Origin of the sequence: Variovorax sp. V93 (assembly GCF_041154485.1) — a bacterium.
Taxonomy (GTDB): domain Bacteria; phylum Pseudomonadota; class Gammaproteobacteria; order Burkholderiales; family Burkholderiaceae_C; genus Variovorax; species Variovorax beijingensis_A.
Genome location: NZ_AP028669.1, coordinates 4,743,372 through 4,768,420 on the forward strand (window position 1 = coordinate 4,743,372; position 25,049 = coordinate 4,768,420).

The window sequence follows — 25,049 nt, forward strand, 5'->3', positions numbered from 1 at the left end:
CCCTGCCCTCCCCCGGGAGGGGAGGGAGAAATACGAAAGCGGGTTCATTCGGGCTGAATCCCCGCGGCTTGGATCAGCTTCTTCCACTTCGCCAGCTCCGCCACCGTGAACGCCCCCAGCTCTTCCGACGTGCTGCCGAACGCATCGAAGCCCAGCTTCGCCACCCGCTCGCGGAAGGCCGCGCCGTTCGCCATTTCCGACAGCACCTTGTTGAGCTTCAGCACCACGTCGCGCGGCGTGCCGGCCGGCGCGAACACGCCGTTCCACGAGGTGATGTCGAAGCCCTTGAGCTCGGGCGTGTCGGCCAGCGGCGGCAGTTCGGGGAAGAGCTTGGTGCGCTCCTGCGTGGTGACGGCAATCGCGCGCATCTTGCCGGCCTTCACCGTGGCAAGCCCCGCGGCCAGGTCGACCACCATCATCGACACCTGCCCGCCGATCAGGTCGGCGATCGCCGGCGGCGTGCTCTTGTAGGGCACATGCAGCATCGGCACACCGCTCATGCGCGAGAGCGTGGCGCCGCTCACGATGCCGGTGCTGTTGCCGCTCGCATAGGTCAGCTTGCCCGGATGCGCGCGGCCCCAGGCCAGCAGCTCGGCCACGCTCTTCACGGGCAGCTCGTTGTTGACCACCAGCATGAACGGCAGGTTGCCCATGCGACTCACGGGCGCGAAGTCCTTCACCGGGTCGTAGGGCAGCGACTTCATCAGGCTCGGGTTGGCCGAATGCGTGGTGTTGGTGGTCATGAAGAGCGTGTAGCCGTCGGGCGGCGCCTTGGCCACGAACTCGGCGGCGATCACGCCGTTGGCGCCCGCGCGGTTGTCCACGATGACCGAGGCCTTCAGCGCCTCGCCCAGCATCTGCGCCGTGATGCGCGCCACCGCGTCGGTGCCGCTGCCGGCCGCGAAAGGCACGATCAGCTTGATCGGCTGCTTCGGGTAGCCCTCCTGCGCAAAGGCCCAGGGCGCCGCGCCGGCCAGGCCTGCGGCGGCGCCGACGGAAATGAAACGGCGGCGGCTTGCCACCGCGACCGTGGTTGTCGCGTTCTTCGTCTGCATGGTTCTTGTCTCCGGGTGGTTGTCGTTCAGGGCCGGATCACGCGCTCCGGCGATTCCTCGTACGGCGGGCTGTAGATGACCAGCACGCGCACCGGCTCGTCGCTCACCACCGTGAAGGTGTGCATCGCGTCGGCCGGGAAAAAGCAGCTGTCACCCGGGTGCAGCTCCTGCCGCTGGCCGCCCACCTCGGCGACCGCGCGGCCTTCGAGCATGTAGCAGACCTGCTCGATGCCCGGGTGCGCATGCGGCAGCGCGCCCTTGCCCTTCTGGATGTGGCCGACCAGCACCTCCAGCTGCTTCGCGCCCACGGTCTCGGGGCCAATCAGCCGCTTGTTCAGGGTGCCGGTGTGGTTGGCCGGGTGATAGCCGGCAATGTCGCTTTCGCGGACGAAGTAGCGTGGTGCAGTCATTGTTTTCATTCAGCCTTTGTGTTCGATGGCCAGGCAGGCGGAGCGCAGCATGGCGGCCACCTCGTCGATGCGCGGCTCCAGCCGGTAGCGCGGGCCCGCCACCGAGATCGCGTAGGCCTCGCCCCCGATGCGCAGCGGCCATGCGAGGCCGACGAGATCGGGGATGCTCTCGCCCAGGTTGCCGTACCAGCCGCGCGCGGGCGAGCGTTCGAGCTCCTGCTCGATGGCATCGGGTGTGGTCAGCGTGGCGTCGGTCAGCGGTGCCAACGGAGTGGCTGCCAGCAGCTTGCGGCGCGCCTCGGGCGCAAGCGTGGAGAGCAGCGCGCGGCCCATCGAATTGGCATAGGCCGGGCGCGTCTCGCCCGCTTCGGCGGAATAGCGGATGCTTTGCGGCGCACTCAGCACTTCCAGGTAGACGACCGTGCTCGGGTCGCGGAACTTGCCGAACAGCACGGTTTCGCGCGCGCCGTCGCGCAGCTCTTCGAGCGCGGGCCGCACGCGGTCGAGCACCGGGTCGTGCGCCGCGATGATCTGAGCCATCGCGAGCAGCCGGCCGGTCGGGTAGTAGCCCTGGCGGCGGCCGGTCTCATACATGTAGCCCTGCTCTTCCAGCGTGCGGATCAGCCCGAGGCAGCTGGACACCGGCATCTCGAGCAGGCGCGCCATCTCGGACAGCGCCAGCGGCTGCTTCTCCCGGGCGAAGAGCTCGACGATCTCGATCACGCGAAAAGCAGTTTTCACAACCATGAAGAAATTTTCGCGTATGTGAAAAACAAAAGCCTCAGGGTTTGCCCCTGGCTGCGCCTCCTTTCAGCGTCATCGCCGGTAACGCATGCCGTCGTCAGTAGCCCCGGACCGGATCGACCACGCCGCTGACCGGCAGGCCCTGTTCCATCGCGCGGATCTTTCCGGCGATCTGGGCGATGGATTCCTCGCGCAGCGTGCGCGCCGAGCCGTGCGGCGTGACGGTGATCTTCGGGTGGCGCCAGAAGGCGTGGCCGGCGGGCAGCGGCTCGACCTGGAACACGTCGAGCGTGGCACCGGCCAGCTGGCCCGCATCGAGCATCGGGATCAGGTCGTCTTCCACCAGGTGGGCGCCGCGCGCGATGCTGATGAGATAGCCGCCCGGTCGCAGCCTGCCGAGGGTGTGGCGGTTGAGGATGCCGCGCGTGGCCTCGGTCAGCGGCAGCAGGTTGACCAGCACGCGCGTGGACGACAGGAACTCGTCGAACTGCGCTTCGCCGCTGAACACCTTCACGCCGTCGATCGCCTTGGGCGAACGGCTCCAGCCCAGCACCGGAAACTCGAACTGCGCCACGGCTTTCGCGACCCGCTCGCCAAGCACGCCCAGCCCCATGATGCCGACCGGAAAGTCGCGCCGCAGCTTCGGCTTGCGGTAGCTCCAGCGGCCTTCGCGCGCATCGGCTTCGTACACGTCGAACTCGCGGAAGTGCCGGATCAGCGTGTGGCACACGTATTCGGCCATCTGCACCGACATGCCGGCATCGTCGAGCCGCACGATGCGCGTGTGCGCCGGCACGCGCAGCTTGAGCAGCGCATCGACGCCCGCGCCGATGTTGAACAGGCCGCGCAGCCCGGGCTGCTCGTCGAGCAGTTGCTGGGGCGGCGCCCACACCACCGCATGGTCGGCCTGGGCCGCGCCCGGCTTCCAGGCCTCGATCTGCGCATCGGGCAGTTCGGCGCGGAGGCCTTCGATCCAGGGTTCGGGGCGGTTGTCGGTCAGGGAAACGATGATTTTCATGAGCCGGATCTTAGGGGCCCGGGCCATGAACCGACCCGGCGGCTTGTGGCGCCCGGGGCCTTCTTCTATGCTCGTGCGCGACCATCCAGAACATCGACACACCCGGAGACCCCAGCATGATCAAAGTCAGCGTGATGTACCCCTACACCGAAGGCGCACGGTTCGACCACGCCTACTACCGCGACAAGCACATGCCGCTGCTGAAGGCACGCATGGGCGATGCCTGCAGGTCGTACACCATCGACAAGGGGCTGGCGGGCGGCGCGCCCGGCACACCGCCGACCTATGTCGGCATGTGCCACGTGTTCTGCGATTCGGCCGAAGCCTTCCAGGCGGCGTTCGGCCCGCATGCCAAGGAGATCCTGGGCGACATCAGGAACTACACCGACATCGCGCCGGTGATGCAGATCAGCGAAGTGGTGGTGGGCTAAGCCGCAAGCGCAGCCATCCGCAACAGTTCGTCGCCCTCGGCCACCTGCTCGCCGGGCGAGAACATCAGTTCTTCCACCGTGCCGTCGGCCGGCGCCGCGATGGTGTGCTCCATCTTCATGGCCTCCATCACTGCGAGCGGCTGGCCGCGGCTGACCTTGTCGCCGGCCTTGACCGCGAAGGACACGACCTTGCCGGGCATCGGCGCGGTGAGCCGGCCGGCTTCGGCATGGGTGTCGCCGGCATGGGCCAGGCGGTCGATCGCCGTGATCTTCGTCGCGCCCTTCGACGCGAACACATGGGCCGTGGCGCCATCCAGATGCACGTCCACGGTCTGCCGCGTGCCGGCGAACTCGACCTCGAACTCGCCCGACGGGAACTGGCCCACGACCAGCGGGCCCTGCACGCCGCCGGCTTCGAGCCAGAGGCTGCCGTCGCGTTTGTAGGCGAGCACAGCCGCGTGCTCCGTGCCGCGGAACTCGAAGTCGAAGTGGCGCCGGTATTCGCCGTGCGAGCGCCAGCCGTCGCGCCGCTCGAACGGGTCGGGTGCCCCGGCCGGCCGCTCGGTGATGAGCGTGCGCGTGATGGCGGCGGCCGCGGCCAGCGGCAGGCCCAGCGCTTCGCGATCGAACAGCACGGCGCGCTCGCGCTCGATCAGCGCGGTGTCGAGGTTCGCTTTCGAGAACGATTCGGTCGCGAGGATGCCGCGCAGGAACTGCACGTTGGTCGACACGCCCACGATCTGCACCTGCGCCAGCGCCGCATCGAGCCGCGCCAGCGCCTCGGCGCGCGTGCTGCCGTGCACGATCAGCTTGGCGATCATCGAATCGTAGAACGGAGAGATCTCGCCGCCCTCGCGCACGCCGTCGTCGATGCGCACGCGGCTGCGCTGGAACGCCGTTGCCTGCGGCTTGCGGTAGACGCGCAAGCTGCCCGTCGCAGGCAGGAAGTTGTTGTCGGGATTCTCGGCACAGATGCGCGCCTCGATCGCGTGGCCGTGGATCTGCAGCTCCTGCTGCTTCGCAGGCAGCGTCTCGCCCGAGGCCACGCGCAACTGCCATTCGACGAGATCGAGGCCCGTGATGGCTTCGGTCACGGGATGCTCCACCTGGAGACGCGTGTTCATCTCCATGAAGAAAAAATTCATCTCTCCGCCTTCGCGCTGCTCGACGATGAACTCGACCGTGCCGGCACCGACGTAGTTCACCGCGCGCGCCGCAGCCACCGCCGCCTCGCCCATCTGCTTGCGCATCGCGTCGGTCATGCCGGGCGCGGGCGCTTCCTCGAGCACCTTCTGGTGGCGCCGCTGCACCGAGCAGTCGCGCTCGAACAGGTAGACGTAGTTGCCGTGCGTGTCGCCGAACACCTGGATCTCGATGTGGCGCGGGCGCTGCACGTATTTCTCGATCAGCACTGCGTCGTCGCCGAAGCTGTTGATCGCCTCGCGCTGGCACGAGGCGAGCGCCGCGGCAAAGTCTTCGGCCCGGTCGACCGCGCGCATGCCCTTGCCGCCGCCGCCCGCGCTGGCCTTGATGAGCACCGGGTAGCCGATGCGGTCGGCCTCGCGCTGCAGCAGCTGCGGGTTCTGGTCGTGGCCGTGGTAGCCCGGTACCAGCGGCACGCCGGCCTTCTCCATCAGCTGCTTCGATTCGGCCTTCAGGCCCATCGCCTTGATGGCCGATGGCGGCGGGCCGATGAAGACCAGGCCGGCGTCGGCGCAGGCCTGCGCGAACTCCTCGTTCTCGCTCAGGAAGCCGTAGCCCGGGTGCACTGCTTCGGCGCCCGTGGCCTTGGCGGCTTCGAGGATCTTCTCCCAGCGCAGGTAGCTGTCCTTGGGCGCGCTGCCGCCGAGGTGCACCGACTCGTCGCAGGCACGCACGTGGTTGGCATGCGCGTCGGCATCGGAGTACACGGCGACGGTGCGGATCGCCATGCGACGAGCGGTGGCCGCGACACGGCAGGCGATCTCGCCTCGGTTGGCAATGAGGATCTTCTTAAACATTCGGAGTGTCTCCCGGAGGATTTTTTTTCAGTTGGAATGCAGGCGCGACGCCCGGATCGGGCCGGCCGCTGAAGATGCGGGCCACGCGGACGAACAGCGCCTTGAGAAAGCGCCAGCTCTTGCGGATGAGCCACACGCTGAGCACCAGCACGAAGACGAACAGCAGCAGGAAGACCAGCGGGTGCGCAACGGCAAGCCACAAGCCCGCGGGCACCATGCTGTCCTCGACCAGCGAGGCGCCCACGTTCGAGAACGGCTCGGGCGATGTGTTGATGGCCGCGCGCGTCGTGGCCTTGGCCGCATGCGCGGTGGCCGCGAAACCGCCGCCCACGAGCGCGGCCACGATGGCCATCGCACCATGGTCGGCACCGAACACGCTGGCCGCGAGCGCCGCGCCGGCTGGAATGCGGATGGCCGTGTGCACCACGTCCCACAGCGAGTCGAGGCCCGGGATCTTGTCGGCGAAGAACTCGATGAACACCATGAAGCCGCTGGCCGCGATGACCACCGGATGCGCGAGCAGCTGCAAGCCACTGGGCAGCGGCACCCAGCCGAAGTAGCCGGCCAGCCCGGTCAGCAGCACGACCAGGTACAGCCGCACGCCGCTGGCCCAGCCGATGGCCGCGGCCAGTGCGAGCAGCTGGGGCATGTCGAGCGAGTTCATCGCGTGGTGCTCAGTGGCCCAGCCAGGAGGGCTTGCGCTTCTGCAGGAAGGCCTGCACGCCCTCGCGGCCTTCATCGCTGGCGCGGATGTCGGCGATGCCCTCGACGGTCTTGGCGATCAGCGCGTCGTCGATCTCGCGGCCGTCCACGTCGGCGATCAACTGCTTGCAGGCGCGCACCGCGGCCGGGCTGGCGCTGGTGAGCGCCTTCAGGAGTTCGTCGACCTTGGCGTCGAGCGCATCGGCCGCCACCACTTCATGCACGAAGCCGATGCGGTGCGCCTCGGCGGCCGTGAAGCGCTCGGCCGTGAGGAAGTAGCGCTGCGAGGCGCGCGTACCCATGGCACGCAGCACGTACGGGCTGATGGTCGCGGGCACGAGGCCGATCTTGACTTCGCTCAGGCAATACCACGCCGTATCGACGCTCACCGCCATGTCGCAGGCCGCGACCAGCCCCATGCCGCCCGCATACACATCGCCCTGCACGCGTGCGATGGTGGGCTTGGGGCATTCGGCAATGGTGCGCAGCATGGCGGCCAGCTTGCCCGCGTCGGCGATGTTCTCGCTGCGCGTGTAGTCGGCCATGCGGCGCATCCAGTTGAGATTCGCGCCCGCACAGAAGGCCGGGCCGCTGGCGCCGAGCACGATGGCCTTCACCTGCGGCGCGGCGCCGGCTTCGGCGAAGGCCTGCGTGAGCTCGGCGATGACCACGTCGTCGAAGGCATTGCGCGCGTCGGGCTGGTCGAGCCAGATGCGTGCGATGGGGCCTTCGCTGGTTTCGAGTTTCAGTTTGATGAAGTTGCTCATGCCGCGTCCCTCGTCACATGCGGAAGATGCCGAACTTCGGCTCTGGAATGGGCGCGTTGCGCGCAGCAGCAAGGCCGAGCGCCAGCACCCGCCGCGTGTCCGCCGGGTCGATGATCCCGTCGTCCCACAACCGCGCGGTCGCGTAGTACGGGTGGCCCTGGTCTTCGTACTGCTGGCGGATCGGCGCCTTGAAGGCCTCTTCCTCTTCCTTGCTCCAGCTGCCGCCCTTCAATTCGATGCCGTCGCGCTTCACCGTGGCCAGCACGCTCGCAGCCTGCTCGCCGCCCATCACGCTGATGCGCGCGTTGGGCCACATCCAGAGAAAGCGCGGGCTGTACGCGCGGCCGCACATGCCGTAGTTGCCGGCGCCGAAGCTGCCGCCGATGATGATGGTGAACTTGGGCACGTTGGCGGTGGCCACGGCCGTCACCATCTTGGCGCCGTGGCGCGCGATGCCTTCGTTCTCGTACTTGCGGCCCACCATGAAGCCCGTGATGTTCTGCAGGAACACCAGCGGGATCTTGCGATGGCAGCACAGCTCGATGAAGTGCGCACCCTTCTGTGCCGATTCGGAAAACAGGATGCCGTTGTTGGCGATGATGCCGACCGGCATGCCCTCGATCTCGGCAAAGCCGCAGACCAAGGTGGCGCCGAAGCGGGCCTTGAACTCGTGGAACTCGCTGCCGTCGACGATGCGCGCGATGATCTCGCGCACGTCGAAGGGCTTGCGCGTGTCGGTCGGAATCACGCCGTAGAGCTCTTCGCGCGGGAATGCGGGCTCGCGCACCTCGGCCTTCGCCGGGGCATCGGCCGCCCTGGCGTTGAGGTTGGCCACCGCCGACCGTGCGAGCGCGAGCGCATGCAGGTCGTTCTGCGCCAGGTGGTCGACCACGCCCGAGAGCCGCGTGTGCACGTCGCCGCCGCCCAGGTCCTCGGCCGTGACGACCTCGCCCGTCGCGGCCTTCACGAGCGGCGGGCCGCCCAGGAAGATGGTGCCCTGGTTCTTCACGATGATCGACTCGTCGCTCATCGCCGGCACGTAGGCGCCGCCCGCCGTGCACGAGCCCATGACCACCGCGATCTGCGCAATACCCTGGGCGCTCATGTTGGCCTGGTTGTAGAAGATGCGCCCGAAGTGCTCACGGTCCGGGAACACCTCGTCCTGGTTCGGCAGGTTGGCGCCGCCCGAGTCGACCAGGTAGATGCAGGGCAGGCGGTTCTGCTCGGCGATCTCCTGCGCGCGCAGGTGCTTCTTGACCGTCATCGGGTAGTAGGTGCCGCCCTTCACGGTTGCGTCGTTGCACACGATCATGCAGTCGACGCCGTTCACGCGGCCGATGCCCGCGATGAGGCCGGCGCCGGGCGCGGACTCCGCGCCCTTGGCATCGAGGTACATCGCATGCGCAGCCAGCGGCGCGATCTCGAGGAAGGGCGTGCCGGGGTCGAGCAGCTCGGCCACGCGGTCGCGCGGCAGCAGCTTGCCGCGCGCCGTGTGCTTGGCGCGCGCGGCCTCTCCGCCGCCCTGCTCCACTTTCGCGAACTGCTTGTGCAGGTCGTCGACCAGCGCGCGCATCGCTGCGGCATTGGCCTGGAAGTCTGCGGAACGCGCGTTGAGTTTGGTTTCGATCTTGCTCATGCTGTCTTTTCTTGCTGGAGGCCGAGTTGCTCGGTCATGGCATCGCGGATCTTGAATTTCTGGATCTTGCCGGTCACCGTCATCGGGAACTCGGCGACGAAGCGGATGTACTTCGGCACCTTGTAGTGCGCAATCTGGCCCTTGCAGAAATCGCGGATCTCGTCCTCGGTCGCGGCCTGGCCGGGCTTGACGATGATCCAGGCGCAGAGCTCCTCGCCGTACTTCCTGTCGGGCAGGCCGACCACCTGCACGTCCTGCACCTTGGGATGGCGGTACAAAAATTCCTCGATCTCGCGCGGGTAGATGTTCTCGCCGCCGCGGATCACGAGGTCCTTGATGCGGCCGACGATGTTGACGTAGCCCTCGGCGTCCATGGTGGCCAGGTCGCCGGTGTGCATCCAGTGCTCGGCATCGATCGCCTCGCGGGTCTTCGGCTCGTCTTCCCAGTAGCCGTGCATCACCGAGTAGCCGCGCGTGCAGAACTCGCCGGAGCTGCCGCGCGGCACGATGGCGCCGGTCTCGGGGTCGATGATCTTGATCTCCAGGTGCGGCTGCACCGTGCCCACGGTGGACACGCGCTTGTCGAGCGGCGTGTCGGTGCTGCTCTGGCAGCTCACCGGGCTGGTCTCGGTCATGCCGTAGGCGATGGTGATTTCGCTGAGATGCATTTCATTCACCACGCGCTTCATCACCTCGGTCGGGCACGGCGAACCGGCCATGATGCCGGTGCGCAGCGTGGACAGGTCGAACTCCTTGAAGCGCGGATGGTCGAGTTCGGCGATGAACATCGTGGGCACGCCGTGCAGGCCCGTGCACTTCTCGGCCTGCACGGTCTCGAGCACCGTGAGCGGATCGAAGCCGTCGTTCGGATACACGATGGCCGAGCCGTGCGTGAGGCAGGCCAGGTTGCCGAGCACCATGCCGAAGCAGTGGTAGAGCGGCACCGGGATGCACAGCCTGTCGGCCGGCGTGAGCTTCATGCATTCGCCGATGAAGAAGCCGTTGTTGAGGATGTTGCGGTGCGTGAGCGTCGCGCCCTTCGGGAAGCCCGTGGTGCCGCTCGTGAACTGGATGTTGATCGGGTCGGTGGCCTTGAGCGTCTTCTGCACCTGTGCCACGCGCGGGTCGGCCGCGTCGCCGCTCGCGAGCAGCTCGCTGAAGCGCTGCATGCCGGGCTCCTGCACATCAGCCGCGGCCTTGCCGTCGATCCAGAAGGTGTGGCGCAGCTGCGGCAGGCGCTTGGGGCCGAGTTCGCGCAGCATGCCCAGGTAGTCGCTGGTCTTGAACTTCGCCATCGTCACCAGCGCCTTGCAGCCGACCTTGTTGAGCGCGTATTCGAGTTCGGAGGTGCGGTAGGCCGGGTTGATGTTGACGAGGATCAGCCCGGCCTTGGCGGTCGCGATCTGCATCAGCACCCAGGGCGCGTTGTTGTGCGACCAGATGCCCACGCGGTCGCCGGGTGCGAGCCCCAGCTTGAGCAATGCGCTGGCCAGCTTGTTGGACTCGGCCTGGAGCTCGCGGTAGGTGAAGCGCTTGCCTTCGTGGCGGCTGACGAGCGCCTCGCGGTCGGGCTGCTTCGCGGCCATGCCGTCGAAGAAATCGCCGATGGTTTGCTCGATGAGGGGGACGTTGGTGGCGCCCTTGCTGTAGCTTTCAGTCAACGAAGCAGTCATGTTCATGTTCCTTGTCTCCTTGTCTGGCTCCTTCCCCTTCCGGGGGAAGGTTGGGATGGGGGCGGACGGCGCTTGCTCGGCGACCTGCTTCATCGAACGCCGCTTGCCCCCACCCCTGCCCTCCCCGGAAGGGGAGGGAGAAAAACAATCTAGGCCGTTTCCGAAAACAGCTCGCGCCCGATCAGCATGCGTCGGATCTCGCTGGTGCCGGCCCCGATCTCGTACAGCTTGGCATCGCGCCACAGCCGCTCGACCGGAAAGTCCTTCGTGTAGCCCACGCCGCCCAGCGCCTGGATCGCCTCGCCGGCCATCCACGTGGCCTTCTCGGCCGAATAGAGAATGGCGCCGGCCGCGTCCTTGCGGAAGGTGCGCGCATGGTCGTTGCGGTCGCAGGCCTTGCCCACGGCGTACACGTAAGCGCGCGTGGCCTGCCAGGTCGAGTACATGTCCGCGAGCTTGCCCTGCATCAGCTGGAATTCGCCGATGCTCTGGCCGAACTGCTTGCGCTCGTGGATGAAGGGCAGCACCGCGTCCATGCAGGCGGCCATGATGCCCAGCGGCCCGCCCGAGAGCACCGCGCGCTCATAGTCGAGGCCGCTCATCAGCACCTTGGCGCCCATGCCTTCACCGCCGAGCACGTTCTCTTCGGGCACTTCGCAGTTGTCGAAGAACAGCGGATAGGTGTTGGAGCCGCGCATGCCGAGCTTGTCGAGCTTGGTGCCGGCCGAGAAGCCCTTGAAGCCCTTTTCGACGATGAAGGCCGTCATGCCGCGCGCACCCATCTCGGGTTCGGTCTTGGCGTAGATCACCAGGGTATCGGCGTCGCCGCCGTTGGTGATCCACATCTTGCCGCCGTTGAGCACGTAGTAGCCGTTCTTCTTCTCGGCCTTGAGCTTCATGCTCACGACGTCGGAGCCGGCGTTGGGCTCGCTCATGGCCAGCGCGCCCACGTGCTCGCCGCTCACGAGCCTGGGCAGGTATTTCTTCTTCTGCGCGTCGCTGCCGTTGCGGTGGATCTGGTTCACGCACAGGTTGGAGTGCGCGCCGTACGAGAGGCCGACCGAGGCCGAGGCGCGCGACACCTCTTCCATGGCCACGATGTGCGCCAGGTAGCCCAGCTCGGTGCCGCCGAATTCTTCCTTCACCGTCATGCCGTGCAGGCCGAGCTCGCCGAGCTTGCGCCACAGGTCGTGCGGGAACAGGTTGTCGCGGTCGATGTCGGCGGCGCGCGGGGCGATCTCGTTCGCGGCAAAGTCCTGGATCGCGCTGCGCAGCGAGTCGATGGTGTCGCCCAGGTCGAAGTTCAGGCCGGGATCGTGCATGTGTGTTGTCTCCTCTGAAGGGTCGGCGCGCAGGCAGGCTGTCCCACGCGGATGGGCGCTTGGAAGAATGCAGCTTACGCCTCGCCGCGCCGCAATTGGCGCCACAATGGTTGCAAATTGCGCCACGCTGGAACCACCTGACCATGTCGTCCCCGTCCTTCCTCCGACCTGCCCGCGCCGTCACGCCGATGGCCTTCGTGAGAGCCATCGTGCAGGGCTACGAGCGCTATGGCATCGATCCGTCCGCGGCGCTGCAAGCGGCACAGATCACGCCGCGCGAGCTGGCCCGGCCGGGCGCGCGGGTGACGGCTGCGCAGTTCGAGGCGCTGTCGGGCCATGCGATGCAGGAGCTCGACGACGAGGCGCTCGGCTGGTTCTCGCGGCGGCTGCCTTGGGGCAGCTACGGCATGCTGTGCCGCGCCTCGCTGACCTCGCCCGACCTGGGCGTGGCCATCAAGCGCTGGTGCCGCCATCACCGCCTGCTGACCGAGGACATCACGCTGGCGCTGGAGGTGTCGGGCGGCGTGGCCACGCTGCGCATCGCCGAGCACCGCCCGCTGGACGAGGCGTTCCGCGAGTTCTGCCTGGTGACGAGCCTGCGCTTCTTGCACGGGTACGTCTGCTGGGCCATCGATTCGCGTATCTCGCTGCGGGACGCGACCTTTCCCTTTGCAGCGCCGCCGCACCGCGACGCCTATCCGCTGATGTTCACGCCCGAGGTGCGCTTCGATGCGCCCGAGGCGAGCATCAGCTTCGACGAGCGCTATCTCGCGCTGCCGCTGCAGCGCGACGAGCGTGCGCTGCGCACCATGCTCAAGCGGGCGCTGCCGCTCACGGTGCTGCAGTACCGGCGCGACCGCCTGCTGGGCCAGCGCGTGCGCGAGCTGCTGCGTTCGCGCGCCGCCGAGGCCACCACGGCGGAGGCGCTGGCCACGCTGCTCAATGTGTCGGGCCGCACGCTGCACCGGCAGCTGCACGAGGAAGGCACCTCGCTGCAGGCGCTGAAGAACGAAGTGCGCCACGAGATGGCGGTGGAGCAGCTGCGCCGCACCAACCGGCCGATCAAGCAGGTGGCACTGGCGGTGGGCTTTCGCAACGAGAAGAGCTTTTCGCGTGCGTTCCTGCAGTGGACCGGGCATGCGCCGCGGGACTTTCGGCTGCGGGGGTTGTAGCGGTTGCTTCTGCGCGCTTGTTCAGGGCGCGTGCACAGGCCACCGGGTACTCCCCTCCGCGAATGTCCCCCGGCCTGCGGCCTCCTCCTTGATTTCGCTGCGGGGAGCACCCGATGTCCTGTGCACGAGGGCACGCTCGTGGTGCACCGCTGATCAACGACCGCTCTGCATAACGCTCCCGTCGATGGGGTGCCTTGCGCAGCGAAATAAAGGGGGAGGCCGCAGGCCGGAGGACATTCGCTTCGCCGCGTACCCCGTCGGCGGGAGCGCGCCCTGAATCAGCAGCGCCCAAACAAAGGCACTTACGCGAAGTGGCGAAGCTCAGCCCGGCTGCGCAATCAACGCCAGCGCATCGGCGATCGACTGGCTGTCTTCCGGCCGCACCAGCTTCGCAACCTGCTGGCCGTCGCGCATGAACACCAGCGTGGGCCACAACCGCACGTTGAACGAGCGGCCCAGCGGCCTCCCGCTGCCGTCCTCGACCTTGATGCGCGGGATGTCCGGGTACTTGGCAAAGGCTTCGGCGATGCTCGGTTGCGCGGCCTTGCAGATGCCGCACCAGTTGGTGCCGAACTCGACCACGGCCGGGCCCTTCAGGGCATCGATCTCGGCGCGGTCGGGCTGCTCGGTCTTGTATTCGGAAGTCATGGGATCCGGCTCCTTGTGGACTGGCTTGCTTGATGCCATTGCAGCAGAAACCCTGCGGGCTTGCTCGCGGCAGGGGCTTGGTCTTCAGGCCGGCTGCAGGCCGTGCGAAGCAAGCAGCGCAGGCAGTTCCTGCATGTCGCTGAACACCTGCAGCGCGCCGACGCTGCGCAGCGCCTCGGGGCCGCTGTGGCCCGATTCGCCGGTGCTGTAGCCGAACACGGTGGCACCCGCGGCCACGCCGGCCATTGCGCCCGTGACGGTGTCCTCGACCACCGCGCAGCGCTTCGGATCGACACCCAGCGCCTCGGCGGCGGCAAGGTATACGTCGGGATAGGGCTTGGAGCGCGGCATCTCGTGGCCGCTGAAGATGCGGCCCTCGAAGCACTCGAGCAGCCCGACCTTCGCCAGTTGCAGTTCGACCTTGTGGCGGTCGGCGCCCGAGGCGCAGGCGATGCGGCCCCGGAGCCGCGCATGGATCTCGCGGATGGCCGCCGGGGCGTGGGCGATGGCCACGAGGTCGCGCTCGAGGGCTTCGTTGCGGCGGGCCCTGAAGGCCTTGAGCCAGTCTTCGGTGATCCTGACGCCGGTCTTCGATTCGATGAGCGCGGCTTCGTCCTTCACGGCCTTGCCGGTGAAGGTGTTCATCGACTCTTCGGTGGTGAGATGCCAGCCGAGCTCGCCGAGCATCTCGGCGAGCACGCGGTTGGTGATGGGTTCGGAATCGACGAGGACGCCGTCGCAGTCGAAGAGTACGGCGTCGAAGGGGAATGGGGTCATTGCGCTGCAGGGGTTCGGGGAATTCCCCCATGGTAGCAATGACCCCGGCCGGGCTCAGGACGCGGGCTGGATCGGGATGTAGATCTCGCCGCCGCCCGCCATGAACTCCCTGGATTTCTGCGCCATTCCTTCGGCCATGGCTTCCGCCTCGGCCACGCCCTTCTTCGCCGCGTACTCGCGCACTTCCTGCGTGATCTTCATCGAGCAGAACTTCGGTCCGCACATCGAGCAGAAGTGCGCCACCTTGCTCGAATCCTTGGGCAGCGTTTCGTCATGGAACTCGCGCGCCGTGTCGGGGTCCAGGCCCAGGTTGAACTGGTCCTGCCAGCGGAATTCGAAGCGCGCCTTGCTGAGCGCATCGTCGCGCGAGCGCGCTCCAGGGTGCCCCTTGGCCACGTCGGCCGCATGCGCGGCGATCTTGTAGGCAATGATTCCCTGCTTCACGTCGTCGCGGTCGGGCAGGCCCAGGTGCTCCTTGGGCGTCACGTAGCAGAGCATCGCGGTGCCGGCCCAGCCGATCATCGCGGCGCCGATGGCGCTGGAGATGTGGTCGTAGCCCGGCGCGATGTCGATGGTCAGCGGGCCGAGCGTGTAGAACGGCGCCTCGTGGCAGTGCTTGAGCTGCTCGTCCATGTTGGCCTGGATCATGTGCATCGGCACGTGGCCCGGCCCTTCGATCATGGTCTGCACGTCGTGCTTCCACGCGATCTGCGTGAGCTCGCCCAGGGTGCGCAACTCGGCGAACTGGGCTTCGTCATTCGCGTCGGCGCCCGAGCCCGGGCGCAGGCCGTCGCCGAGCGAGAAGCTCACGTCGTAGGCCTTCATGATGTCGCAGATGTCCTCGAAGCGCTCGTACAGGAAGCTCTCCTTGTGGTGCGCGATGCACCACTTGGCCATGATCGAGCCGCCGCGCGAGACGATGCCCGTCATGCGGTCGGCCGTCAGGTGGATGAACGGCAGGCGCACGCCGGCGTGGATGGTGAAGTAGTCGATGCCCTGCTCGGCCTGCTCGATCAGCGTGTCGCGGAAGATCTCCCACGTGAGGTCCTCGGCCACGCCGCCCACCTTCTCGAGCGCCTGGTAGATCGGCACCGTGCCGATGGGCACCGGCGAGTTGCGCACGATCCAGTCGCGCGTGGTGTGGATGTTCTTGCCGGTGGAAAGATCCATCACGTTGTCGGCGCCCCAGCGGATCGCCCACACGAGCTTTTCCACTTCTTCCTCGATGCTCGAGGTGACGGCCGAGTTGCCGATGTTGGCGTTGATCTTGACCTTGAAGTTGCGGCCGATGGCCATCGGCTCGACTTCGGGGTGGTTGATGTTGGCCGGAATGATGGCGCGGCCGCGCGCCACCTCGTCGCGCACGAACTCGGGCGTGATGATGCGCGGAATGCTGGCGCCCATGGGATTGCCGGCCACGCGCTTCGCACGCTCCTCGTTGGCGAGGTATTCGGCCATCCACTCGCGCTTGCCGTTCTCGCGCAGCGCCACGTATTCCATCTCGGGCGTGACGATGCCGCGGCGCGCGTAATGCATCTGCGTGACGTTGGCGCCGGCCTTGGCGCGGCGCGGTGTGCGCTGCAGGGCCGAGGCGCCGGCGCGCAGTTCGGCCAGGCGCTGGGCATCGTGGTCGTGCGCGTGCTTGAGGCCCTCGTCGAGCGCCTGGTGCGAACGGCCTTCGTAGCTTTCGGTGTCGTTGCGCTCGGCGATCCAGGCGCCGCGCACGCCCGGCAGGCCGCGGCGCACGTCGATCTCGACCTTGGCATCGGTGTAGGGGCCCGAGGTGTCGTAGAGCGACACGGTCTCGCCGTTGGTCAGCAGCACGTCGCGCACCGGCACGTTGAGGTCGGGCCGGCTGCCCGGGATCAGGCACTTGTGCGAGGCGGGAAAGGGCTCGCGCGTGAGCGAGAGCAGGGAGGTGAACTTGTCGGGGGCATTCATGCGGGGCACTCCTTGTTGAGGGAAAGGGTGCTCCGCAATCGCTCTGAGGACTTTGGGCCGCCACCTTGGATGGATGGATGGCGGGACCGGAGTCGGGGAGTGCAGCTCTTCTTACGCCGGTATGACCCGGATCAAGTTCGCGGGTCGGCACTTTGCCATCTCAGCACGCCACATGCGTGCACCCCGGAGCGGGGACTATTGTGCGGGCCGCAGCCCGGTGCGTCAACCGGGGGTCTGCAGATCGCCTTCGAGGTAGAACCAGCGCTCCCCCTCGCGCACGAAGCGGCTGCGCTCGTGCAGGCGCGTGGCGGCGCCGGTGCTGCTGCGCTGGCGGGCGACGAATTCGACCTCGGCATGGTCGGCGTCGAGCACCGAGCGCGAGCGGATGTCCAGGCCCAGCCACTTCACGCCGGGTTCGAACTCGATCGACGCCGGCCGCGTCGACGCGTGCCAGGTGGCCAGCAGGTAGGGGCCGCGTTCCAGCACGAAGGCGGTATAGCGCGAGCGCATCAGCGATTCGGCGTCGGGCGCGGGCGTGCCCTCGAAATCCTCGAGGTAGCGGCCGCAGCACAGGGCATAGCCGATGGGCTTGTCTCGGCGGTCCGTGCGGCCGCAGGGGCAAGGTCCGGTGGTGGGATCGGTGGCACTCATGAAGAACGCTATTGGAACATCCTCCGGGGCCCTTCGCCGATGGGGCAAGCCCGGGGCCCGGCCGGCGGCCGTGCGAAACGCCCGGTTCAGGCCAGCGCGCGCTGGATCAGCAGCTTCTGGATGTCCGAGGTGCCTTCGTAGATCTGGCACACGCGCACGTCGCGGTAAATGCGTTCGAGCGGAAAGTCGCTCACATAGCCGTAGCCGCCCAGCGTCTGGATCGCAGCGCTGCAGACGCGCTCGGCCATTTCGCTCGCGAACAGCTTGGCCATGGCGGCTTCCTTGAGGCAGGGCCGGCCGGCATCGCGCAGGCTGGCGGCATGCCAGATCAGCTGGCGCGCGGCCTCGAGCTGCGTGGCGCATTCGGCCAGCCTGAAACCGACGGCCTGCTGCTCGAAGATCGCCCCGCCGAAGGCCTGGCGCTCCTTGGCATAGGCCAGCGCCACGTCGAAGGCGCTGCGCGCCATGCCCACGCTCTGCGCCGCAATGCCGATGCGGCCGCCCTCGAGCGCGCCCAGCGCGATCTTGTAGCCCTCGCCCTCGGCGCCGATGAGGTTTTCCGCCGGAATGCGGCAGCCGTCGAAGTTGATCTGCGCGGTGTCGCTGCTGTGCTGGCCCAGCTTGTCTTCCAGGCGCGCGACGTTGTAGCCCGGTGCGTCGGTCGGCACGATGAAAGCGCTCATGCCGCGCTTGCCCGCGCCCTTGTCGGTCACCGCGATGACGATGGCCACCTGGCCGTTCTTGCCGCTGGTGATGAACTGCTTCACGCCGTCGATCACCCAGCCGTCGCCGTCCTTGCGCGCCGTGGTGCGCAGGCTCGAGGCGTCGCTGCCGGCCTGCGGCTCGGTAAGGCAGAAGGCGCCGAGCATCCGGCCCTGCGCCAGCGGCTCGAGCCACTGCTTCTTCTGCTGCGCGTTGCCGTAGCGCATGAGGATGGCGTTGACCGGGCAGTTGGTCACGCTGATGGCGGTGCTGGTGCCGCCGTCGCCGGCCGCGATCTCCTCGAGCACCAGCGCGAGCGTGAGGTAGTCGAGGCCCGCGCCGCCGTGTTCCTCGGGCACGCAGATGCCGTAGGCGCCGAGCGCCGCGAGGCCCTGGTGCGCTTCCTTCGGGAAGCTGTGCTCGCGGTCCCACCGCGGGGCATGGGGCCAGAGTTCGGCCTGCGAGAAATCGCGCACCGCGTCGCGGATGGCTTCCTGGTCGGCACTGAGCAGCATGGCGTTGTCTCCTGTCTTTTTTCTTGCGGGCCTGCTTACTTGCCGGCGCCCAGGTCCATGATGAGCCGCGCCGCCATGTACAGGCGCCGTGGAATGGCGCTGATGTCGACGTACTCGGCCTTGTCGCTGTGGTAGCCGAAGCCCGGCAGGCCCAGGCTCTCGATCACGGGCTTGCCCGATAGCGCTGCGTAGGCCGCGTCGGTGCCGCCGCCGGTGCGCTCTTCCACGCCCAGCGTGCCGCCGGCCTCCTTGTAGTAGGCCACGGCCTTGTCGACCAGCTTCCTGCCGCCTTCGCCCGCATTGAAGGCCGGACGGCCGCGCGTGACCACCACCTTGACATCGGATTCGGGCAGCTTCTTCTGCTGCGCCCTTTCTTCGAGCGTCTTCATGGCGGCTTCGAAGTCCTCGTTCTGCGCGTAGCGCACGTCGGCGTTCAGCGTGGCGCTGGCCGGAATGATGTTCGACACGTTGCCGGCCTTGGCCATGGTCCAGTTGAAGCGCAGGTGCCTGGCCTTGTCGTCGATGCTCATGGTGCGCAGCACGAGGTCGGACGCCTCGACCAGCGCGTTCACGCCCAGGTCGGGCGCGGCGCCCGCATGCGAGGCCTTGCCGGTGATGTTCACCTGCACGTAGGCAATGCCCGAAGTGCCGAGCGAAAGCTTCTCGTCGCCCGCGCTCGTGGGTTCGAACGAGAGCACGTAGTCGGCCTGCCTGGCTTCTTCCTGGATCAGGTCGCGCGAGCCGAAGGAGCCTTTTTCCTCGTCGGTGTTGAACAGCACGGTGATGGTGCCGTAGTCGCGCACGCCGTAGTCCTTGAGCAGCTTCAGCGTGTGCAGGATGACGGCGTTGCCGCCCTTGTCGTCGGCGATGCCGGGGCCGTAGGCCTTGTTGCCTTCGATGCGGAACGGCGCCTTGGCGAGCGTGCCCTTGAGGTACACGGTGTCCATGTGCGACATCAGCAGCAGGTTCTTGCCGCCCCGGCCCTTGAGCTTGCCGACGATGTTGTCGCCCACCACGAGGCCGGCGGACTTGCTGCGCGTGACGGTGAAACCGAGATTCTTGAGTTCGCCCTCGAGGTAGTTCCCCGCGGCCGCAATGCCCTCGGCATCGCCCGTGCCGGTTTCGATGTTGACCAGCTGCTCCAGCGTCTTGAGCACTGCGGGCTGCGCATCGGTGGCGGCCTGGAACAGCACGTTGTCGCGCTTCTGCGCCCAGCCGGCGGCAGGCGCCAGGAAGGCGGCGGCCAGCAGGGCTGCGAGCATGGTGCGTTGATTGAATGGGCGCATGAAGAATCTCCTGGCGTCTGCAGTATTCGTAGAGAGAAAAACCACGAAGCGCCCCGGCAAGGGGCGCTTGTGGTGGTTGTTTTTTGTTAAAGCAACTCGAGTGCCACGGCGGTGCCTTCGCCCCCGCCGATGCACAGCGTGGCGACGCCGCGCTTCTTGCCGCGCGCCTTCAGCGCATGGATCAGCGTGACCATGATGCGCGCACCGCTGGCGCCGATGGGGTGGCCCAGCGCGCAGGCGCCGCCGTTCACGTTGACGATCTCGTGCGACACGTCGAGCTCGTGCATCAGCGCCATCGGCACCACCGCGAAGGCCTCGTTCACTTCCCACAGGTCCACGTCCTTGACGGTCCAGCCGGTCTTCTTGAACAGCTTGGCCACGGCGCCCACGGGCGCGGTGGAGAACCACTCGGGCTGCTGGGCGTGCGTGGCATGGCCGACCAGGCGCGCAATGGGCTTCGCGCCGATCTTCTTCGCGTGCGACTCGGTCATCATCACCAGCGCCGCGGCGCCGTCGTTGATCGAGGAGCTCGACGCCGCGGTGATGGTGCCGTTCTCCTTCTTGAACGCGGGCTTGAGCGTGGCGATCTTGTCGAGCTTGACCTTGCCCGGGCCCTCGTCGATGGAAATGACGGTGTCGCCGCCGCGGCCCTTGACGGTGACGGGCGCGATCTCATCCTTGAACGCGCCGGATTCGGTGGCGGCCTTGGCGCGCTGCACGCTCGCAATGGCAAACGCGTCCTGCTGCTCGCGCGTGAACTTGTACTTGGCGGCGCAGTCTTCGCCGAAGGTGCCCATGGAGCGGCCCGGCTGGTAGGCGTCTTCCAGGCCGTCGAGCATCATGTGGTCGAAGATGCGGTCGTGGCCCATGCGGTAGCCGCCGCGGCCCTTGAGCATGAGGTAGGGCGCATTGGTCATGCTTTCCATGCCGCCCGCCACCATCACCTCGTGCGTGCCGGCCAGGAGCAGGTCGTGCGAGAGCATTGCGGCCTTCATGGCCGAGCCGCACATCTTGCTGAGCGTGACCGCGCCCGCGCTGTCGGGCAGGCCGCCCTTGTAGGCCGCCTGGCGCGCCGGCGCCTGGCCCTGGCCGGCCATCAGGCAGTTGCCGAACAGCACCTCGCCCACGCTGTCGGGCGCGATGCCGGCGCGCTCCACGGCGGCCTTGATGGCGGCGCCGCCGAGGTCGTGCGCCGAGAGGGAAGAGAAGTCGCCCTGGAAGCTCCCCATGGGGGTGCGGGCGGCGCCGACGATGACGATGGATTCAGGCATGGTGGTCTCCTTCGGAAAGTTGGAAGAAAAAGCGGTCGCCGCGGACCGCGGGCTCAATCAGAAATGGGTCGCATGGCCTTCGTGCGGAAAGCGCTGCGACTCTTCGTACGGGAACACATCCAGCATCTGGCCGGCCCGGATGCGTTCCTTGTGGTGCTGCCAGAAGGCAGCGTCGAGCAGGTCGGCATGGTGCGCCATGAAGGCCTCGCGCACCGCGTCGTTGCCGAGCAGGAAAGGGCCGAAGGTTTCGGGGAACACGTCCTTCGGGCCCACCGAGTACCAGACCTCGCCGCTCATTTCGTCTTCCTCGTTGCGCGGCGCGGGCACCTTGCGGAACTTGCAGTCGGTGATGTATTCGATCTCGTCGTAGTCGTAGAAGACCACCTTGCCGCCGCGCGTGACGCCGAAGTTCTTCCACAGCATGTCGCCCGGAAAGATGTTGGCCGCCACCATGTCCTTGATGGCGTTGCCGTACTCGACCACCGCGTGCTCGAGCTGCTCCTTCGCGCGCTTGGCATGCGCCGGGCTTTCCGGGTTGGCCAGCGTATCGAAGGCCTCCTGCAGGAAGATGTTGAGCGGGATCATGCGGCGCTCGATGTAGACGTGCTTGAGCACGAGCTCCATCTCCCCGTTGCCGTCGCGGTCGCCGATCTCGAGCTGGCTGGGGGCGAACTTGCGGATCTCCTCGATCAGCTCGGGCTCGAAGCGGTCGAGCGGAAAACCCACGTCGCTGTATTCCAGCGTGTCGGCCATGCGGCCCACGCGGTCGTGCTGCTTCACGAGCATGTACTTGCCCTTGATCTGCTCGCGCGTGGTGTCCTTCTGCGGCGGATAGAAGTCCTTGATGACCTTGAACACGAACGGGAACGACGGCAGGTCGAACACCAGCATGACCATGCCCTTGATACCGGGCGCAATGCGGAAGCGGTCGCTCGAATAGTTCAGGTGCGAGAGGAAGTCGCGGTAGAACAGCGTCTTGCCCTGCTTGGCGAGGCCCAGCGCGTTGTAGATTTCGGCGCGCGGCTTGCGCGGCATGAGCGAGCGCAGGAACTGCACGCAGGCCGAGGGCACCTCCATGTCGACCATGAAGTAGGCGCGCGCAAAGCTGAAGAGCATCTGCAGGTCGTCCTCGCCGAAGAGCGCCGCGTCCACGTAGAACTTGCCCTGGCTGTCGTGCAGGATCGGCAGCGAGAACGGGAGCTCGACGAAGCCGTTCATGATCTTGCCCACCACATAGGCGCCCTTGTTGCGGTAGAACAGCCCCGAGAGCACCTGCAACTGGAAGTTGGCGCGCAGCTTCACCTGGTGGAAGCGCCCCATGATGGCGTGCGCCACGCGCTCGGCGTCGCGCCGCTTGTTGGCAAAGCTGCCCTGCAGGCCGTAGTCGTCCAGCATCTGCTCGATGGTGTCGGCCAGCGTGTCGTGCGAAGGGTAGTAGGGCCGGTACGTGGGTGCGCCGCGCGGCTCGATGTATTCGGTGCTGATGGCCGGGCGAACGAAGATGAAGTCGTTCTGGAAGTAGGCCCGGTGCAGGATCTTCGTGGTCACCGAATTGAAGAAGCTCTCGGCCAGCTCCGGCTGATGATGGTCCACCAGCAGGCCGATGAAGTGCAGCTTGACCTGGTGCCACACCTCCATCGGCTGGTCGCCGGCCTTGAATTCCTTCTCGAGCCGGGCCACGGCCTCGTTCACGCGCAAGTCGTAGAACTCGATGCGCTCGCGCTGCGCGCGCTGCTGGCCGTGCCAGTCGGCCGTTTCGAAGCGGTGCTTGGCGCGCGCCGACTCGGCACGGAACAGGGTGTAGTGGCGATTGAACCCGTCGATCATCGCCTTGGCGATGTCGTAGGCCAGCGGTGAATCGAGACGCTGCGGGAACATGGCAGTGCGAGTGCGGATGCTGAACGGCCGGTCAGGCCGCGGCAGGGTCGGCCGCGCCGTCGGCCTCGGGCTGCGGGGACATGGCCTGCGCCTCCTGCACCGACTGGTTCACCTGCGCGCCCTGCAGCGTCAGCGACTGGATCACCTCGCCCGGCTTGCTCCACTTGTACCGGATGCGCTGCACCGCGGCCTTGTAGACCGCATCGAGCGGCTTCGCGCCGTCGACGTTCAGGCCCAGGTCCTGCAGCAGGCCGTCGTGCACGCCGAAGGTCCAGCCGTGGATCTGCACCTTCTGGCCGCGGCCCCAGGCATCGACCATCACGGTGCTGACGGCCACGTTGACCACCTGCTCGGCCACGTTGAGCTCGCACAGCGCATCGACGCGCACTTCTTCGGGCAGGCTCTCGAGCATCACGCTGTGGCGGTCGCGCACGTCCTGGATGTGGCGGATCCAGTTGTCGGCCAGGCCGATGCGCGCGCCGCTGAGCGCCGCCTTCACGCCGGCGCAGCCGTAGTGGCCCACCACCATGATGTGCTCGACCTTCAGGTGCTCGACCGCGAACTGGATCGCCGAGAGCGCGTTGAGGTCGGAGTGCACCACGATGTTGGCGACGTTGCGGTGCACGAACACCTCGCCCGGCTCCAGGCCGGTGATCTGGTTGGCGGGCACGCGGCTGTCGGAGCAGCCGATCCACATGTAGCGCGGCGTCTGCTGCTTCACCAGGCTGGTGAAGAAGCCGGGCCGGTCGCGTTCCATTTGTGCGGACCAGGCACGGTTGTGGGCAAACAGGTCATCAAGATTGTCGGACATGGGCGTGATTGTCGATGAGTCGTGGTTCGGTCGGGATCTCAGGCCGTTCTGGCCGCTTTCTGCGCCCTGGCCAGGGCCGCGCGGCCCTTTTTCTCGTGCTCGCGCACTTCCGCCAGGTTGGCCTGCAGCTCGGCCAGCTGCGATTCGAGCTGCGCGCGGTGCGCGCCCAGCACGCCAAGGAACTTCTGCAGCTGCGGCACGGTGTCGCGCGGGCTGTCGTACATGTCGAGAATATCCTTGGCCTCGGTCAGGCTCAGGCCCAGGCGCTTGGCACGCAGCGTGAGCGTGAGCCGGGCCCGGTCGCGCGCGCTGTAGACGCGCTGCAGGCCGGCGCGCTCGGGCGTCAGCAGCCCCATGTCTTCATAGAAGCGGATGGCGCGCGTCGTGAGGTCGAATTCCTTCGCGAGCTGGCTGATGGTGAAGGTTTGCGCGGACATTGGACGGGGATCTGTCGAAAAGCCGTCTGGAGGGGCGTTGCGGTGGCGACAGCAGGATGGCCCCGCTCTGCCTACAATGATGCCCTCAACCCATGACGTTTACGTAAACGTCAATCTTACATGAACCTCCTCGAACGCGAACTCCACTACCCCCTGGGCGACACCCTGCCCGCCCCCGGCGAAGCACTGGAAGTCGCGCCGGGCGTGCGATGGATCCGCATGCGGCTGCCGTTCGCGCTCGACCACATCAACCTCTGGCTGCTGCGCGACAGCCTCGACGGCGTCGAGGGCTGGACGGTGGTCGACTGCTGCATCGCGCACGATGAAGCCCGCGCCCAGTGGGAGCAGGTGTTCGAAACCCAGCTGCAGGGCCTGCCGATCCTGCGCGTGATCGTCACCCACATGCACCCCGACCACATCGGCCTGGCCGAGTGGCTGTGCACGCGCTGGAACGCGCCGCTGTGGATCAGCTCGACCGACTACCACGTGGCGCGCGTGCTGAGCACCGCCGGCGACACGCTGGCGGGCGGCGACGCGGCGGCGCGCTTCTTTGCCTCGCACGGCCTGACCGACCCCGGGGCGATCGCCAAGATCCGCGCGCGCACCAGCTACTACGCCAACATGGTGCCCTCGGTGCCCGACCGCTTCACGCGCATGATGGATGGCGACACCGTGGCCATCAACGGCCATGCCTGGCGCTGCATCAGCGGCTACGGCCATGCGCCCGAGCACATCGCGCTGTACTGCGACGAACTGAAGCTGCTGCTGGGCGGCGACATGATGCTGCCGCGCATCTCGACCAACGTGAGCGTGCATGCGGGCGAGCCCGAAGCCAATTCGCTGCGGCTCTTCCTGGACAGCATCGACAAGTTCAAGGCGCTGCCGGCCGACACGCTGGGCCTGCCCTCGCACGGCAAGCCGTTCACGGGCATTCACCGCCGCGTCGACCAGCTGCAGGCGCACCACCGCGACCGCCTGGCCGAACTGCTCGAAGCCTGCACCGCGCGCCCGCTGACCGCGGCCGAGGGCCTGCCGATCCTGTTCAAGCGCGAACTCGACCTGCACCAGATGACCTTCGCGATGGGCGAAACCGTGGCCCACCTGCACCTGCTGTGGTTCGAGGGCCAGGTCCGGCGCGAGCTGGGCGAGGACGGCGTCTACCGCTTCGGACCCCGCAGCGCCACGGCCCGGGCACTTTAGAC

General features: G+C 67.4%; 23 protein-coding genes and 1 riboswitch. Of the genes, 3 read left to right on the forward strand and 20 right to left on the reverse strand.

The annotated features are described in order from the left end of the window. Positions 1 to 44: 44 nt before the first annotated feature. The 4 genes from ACAM54_RS22530 to ACAM54_RS22545 all read right to left on the reverse strand — a co-directional run bounded on the left by ACAM54_RS22530 (position 45) and on the right by ACAM54_RS22545 (position 3,227). Positions 45 to 1,055: a Bug family tripartite tricarboxylate transporter substrate binding protein gene (locus tag ACAM54_RS22530; protein WP_369648981.1), complete on the reverse strand. Its 1,011-nt coding sequence runs from the start codon at positions 1,053 to 1,055 to the stop codon at positions 45 to 47. Between the two features lie 26 nt (positions 1,056 to 1,081). After that, a complete protein-coding gene (locus ACAM54_RS22535; RefSeq protein WP_369648982.1) occupies positions 1,082 to 1,465 on the reverse strand; it encodes a cupin domain-containing protein in 384 nt (127 codons plus the stop codon). A 9-nt stretch (positions 1,466 to 1,474) separates the two neighbouring features. After that, positions 1,475 to 2,212, reverse strand: coding sequence for an IclR family transcriptional regulator (locus tag ACAM54_RS22540; protein WP_369648983.1), 738 nt, complete (start codon positions 2,210 to 2,212; stop codon positions 1,475 to 1,477). Positions 2,213 to 2,306: 94 nt separating this feature from the next. Next, positions 2,307 to 3,227 (reverse strand): glyoxylate/hydroxypyruvate reductase A, encoded by a 921-nt coding sequence (locus ACAM54_RS22545; protein WP_209536574.1) that lies wholly within the window; start codon positions 3,225 to 3,227, stop codon positions 2,307 to 2,309. A gap of 116 nt (positions 3,228 to 3,343) precedes the next feature. On the opposite strand from ACAM54_RS22545, the gene ACAM54_RS22550 reads away from it, so the two are divergent. Further along, a complete protein-coding gene (locus tag ACAM54_RS22550) occupies positions 3,344 to 3,658 on the forward strand; it encodes an EthD family reductase (RefSeq protein ID WP_369648984.1) in 315 nt (104 codons plus the stop codon). Here the strand turns inward: ACAM54_RS22550 and ACAM54_RS22555 are convergent. The 6 genes from ACAM54_RS22555 to ACAM54_RS22580 all read right to left on the reverse strand — a co-directional run bounded on the left by ACAM54_RS22555 (position 3,655) and on the right by ACAM54_RS22580 (position 11,758). Next, entirely contained in the window at positions 3,655 to 5,658 is a 2,004-nt protein-coding gene (locus tag ACAM54_RS22555; protein ID WP_369648985.1) for an acetyl-CoA carboxylase biotin carboxylase subunit, read from the reverse strand. The two genes, ACAM54_RS22550 and ACAM54_RS22555, sit on opposite strands and share 4 nt — an antisense overlap. After that, the gene (locus ACAM54_RS22560) at positions 5,651 to 6,322 is read right to left on the reverse strand and encodes a DUF4126 domain-containing protein (protein ID WP_369648986.1); all 672 of its coding nucleotides are present in this window, start codon (positions 6,320 to 6,322) and stop codon (positions 5,651 to 5,653) included. Before ACAM54_RS22560 ends, ACAM54_RS22555 begins: the two co-directional genes overlap by 8 nt. Positions 6,323 to 6,332: 10 nt before the next feature. Continuing rightward, a complete protein-coding gene (locus tag ACAM54_RS22565) occupies positions 6,333 to 7,127 on the reverse strand; it encodes an enoyl-CoA hydratase/isomerase family protein (protein WP_369648987.1) in 795 nt (264 codons plus the stop codon). A gap of 13 nt (positions 7,128 to 7,140) precedes the next feature. After that, complete coding sequence (locus ACAM54_RS22570) at positions 7,141 to 8,763, reverse strand: carboxyl transferase domain-containing protein (RefSeq protein ID WP_369648988.1); 1,623 nt, start codon at positions 8,761 to 8,763, stop codon at positions 7,141 to 7,143. After that, complete coding sequence (locus ACAM54_RS22575) at positions 8,760 to 10,442, reverse strand: AMP-binding protein (RefSeq protein ID WP_309932294.1); 1,683 nt, start codon at positions 10,440 to 10,442, stop codon at positions 8,760 to 8,762. Before ACAM54_RS22575 ends, ACAM54_RS22570 begins: the two co-directional genes overlap by 4 nt. 143 nt (positions 10,443 to 10,585) lie before the next feature. Further along, positions 10,586 to 11,758 (reverse strand): isovaleryl-CoA dehydrogenase, encoded by a 1,173-nt coding sequence (locus tag ACAM54_RS22580; RefSeq protein WP_145739941.1) that lies wholly within the window; start codon positions 11,756 to 11,758, stop codon positions 10,586 to 10,588. A gap of 143 nt (positions 11,759 to 11,901) precedes the next feature. On the opposite strand from ACAM54_RS22580, the gene ACAM54_RS22585 reads away from it, so the two are divergent. Next, positions 11,902 to 12,930: an AraC family transcriptional regulator gene (locus ACAM54_RS22585; protein WP_145739939.1), complete on the forward strand. Its 1,029-nt coding sequence runs from the start codon at positions 11,902 to 11,904 to the stop codon at positions 12,928 to 12,930. A 321-nt stretch (positions 12,931 to 13,251) separates the two neighbouring features. Here the strand turns inward: ACAM54_RS22585 and ACAM54_RS22590 are convergent, their stop codons facing one another. The 10 genes from ACAM54_RS22590 to ACAM54_RS22635 all read right to left on the reverse strand — a co-directional run bounded on the left by ACAM54_RS22590 (position 13,252) and on the right by ACAM54_RS22635 (position 23,847). Continuing rightward, positions 13,252 to 13,578, reverse strand: coding sequence for a thioredoxin family protein (locus ACAM54_RS22590; protein WP_369648989.1), 327 nt, complete (start codon positions 13,576 to 13,578; stop codon positions 13,252 to 13,254). A gap of 84 nt (positions 13,579 to 13,662) precedes the next feature. Continuing rightward, on the reverse strand, positions 13,663 to 14,355 hold the full coding sequence (locus ACAM54_RS22595; protein WP_145739937.1) for an HAD family phosphatase: 693 nt from the start codon (positions 14,353 to 14,355) through the stop codon (positions 13,663 to 13,665). A 54-nt stretch (positions 14,356 to 14,409) separates the two neighbouring features. Further along, positions 14,410 to 16,296 carry a phosphomethylpyrimidine synthase ThiC gene (gene thiC / locus ACAM54_RS22600; RefSeq protein WP_145739935.1) on the reverse strand — a complete coding sequence of 629 codons (1,887 nt, stop codon included), beginning with the start codon at positions 16,294 to 16,296 and terminating at the stop codon, positions 14,410 to 14,412. Positions 16,297 to 16,387: 91 nt separating this feature from the next. Continuing rightward, a riboswitch (TPP riboswitch) is annotated at positions 16,388 to 16,492 on the reverse strand. A 26-nt stretch (positions 16,493 to 16,518) separates the two neighbouring features. After that, entirely contained in the window at positions 16,519 to 16,947 is a 429-nt protein-coding gene (locus ACAM54_RS22605) for a YchJ family protein (RefSeq protein ID WP_145739932.1), read from the reverse strand. Positions 16,948 to 17,033: 86 nt separating this feature from the next. Continuing rightward, entirely contained in the window at positions 17,034 to 18,164 is a 1,131-nt protein-coding gene (locus ACAM54_RS22610; protein ID WP_369648990.1) for an acyl-CoA dehydrogenase family protein, read from the reverse strand. 35 nt (positions 18,165 to 18,199) lie between these two features. Then, complete coding sequence (locus ACAM54_RS22615) at positions 18,200 to 19,450, reverse strand: glutamate carboxypeptidase (protein ID WP_369648991.1); 1,251 nt, start codon at positions 19,448 to 19,450, stop codon at positions 18,200 to 18,202. A gap of 86 nt (positions 19,451 to 19,536) precedes the next feature. Continuing rightward, positions 19,537 to 20,721 carry an acetyl-CoA C-acyltransferase gene (locus tag ACAM54_RS22620; protein WP_369648992.1) on the reverse strand — a complete coding sequence of 395 codons (1,185 nt, stop codon included), beginning with the start codon at positions 20,719 to 20,721 and terminating at the stop codon, positions 19,537 to 19,539. Positions 20,722 to 20,778: 57 nt separating this feature from the next. Next, a complete protein-coding gene (gene aceK / locus ACAM54_RS22625; protein ID WP_369648993.1) occupies positions 20,779 to 22,599 on the reverse strand; it encodes a bifunctional isocitrate dehydrogenase kinase/phosphatase in 1,821 nt (606 codons plus the stop codon). Between the two features lie 31 nt (positions 22,600 to 22,630). After that, positions 22,631 to 23,410 carry a carbonate dehydratase gene (gene can, locus ACAM54_RS22630; RefSeq protein ID WP_145739922.1) on the reverse strand — a complete coding sequence of 260 codons (780 nt, stop codon included), beginning with the start codon at positions 23,408 to 23,410 and terminating at the stop codon, positions 22,631 to 22,633. A 38-nt stretch (positions 23,411 to 23,448) separates the two neighbouring features. Further along, on the reverse strand, positions 23,449 to 23,847 hold the full coding sequence (locus ACAM54_RS22635; RefSeq protein WP_145739920.1) for a MerR family DNA-binding transcriptional regulator: 399 nt from the start codon (positions 23,845 to 23,847) through the stop codon (positions 23,449 to 23,451). A 120-nt stretch (positions 23,848 to 23,967) separates the two neighbouring features. Here ACAM54_RS22635 and ACAM54_RS22640 point away from each other — a divergent pair, with 120 nt between their 5' ends. Beyond that, on the forward strand, positions 23,968 to 25,047 hold the full coding sequence (locus tag ACAM54_RS22640; RefSeq protein ID WP_145739918.1) for an MBL fold metallo-hydrolase: 1,080 nt from the start codon (positions 23,968 to 23,970) through the stop codon (positions 25,045 to 25,047). Positions 25,048 to 25,049: the final 2 nt, after the last annotated feature.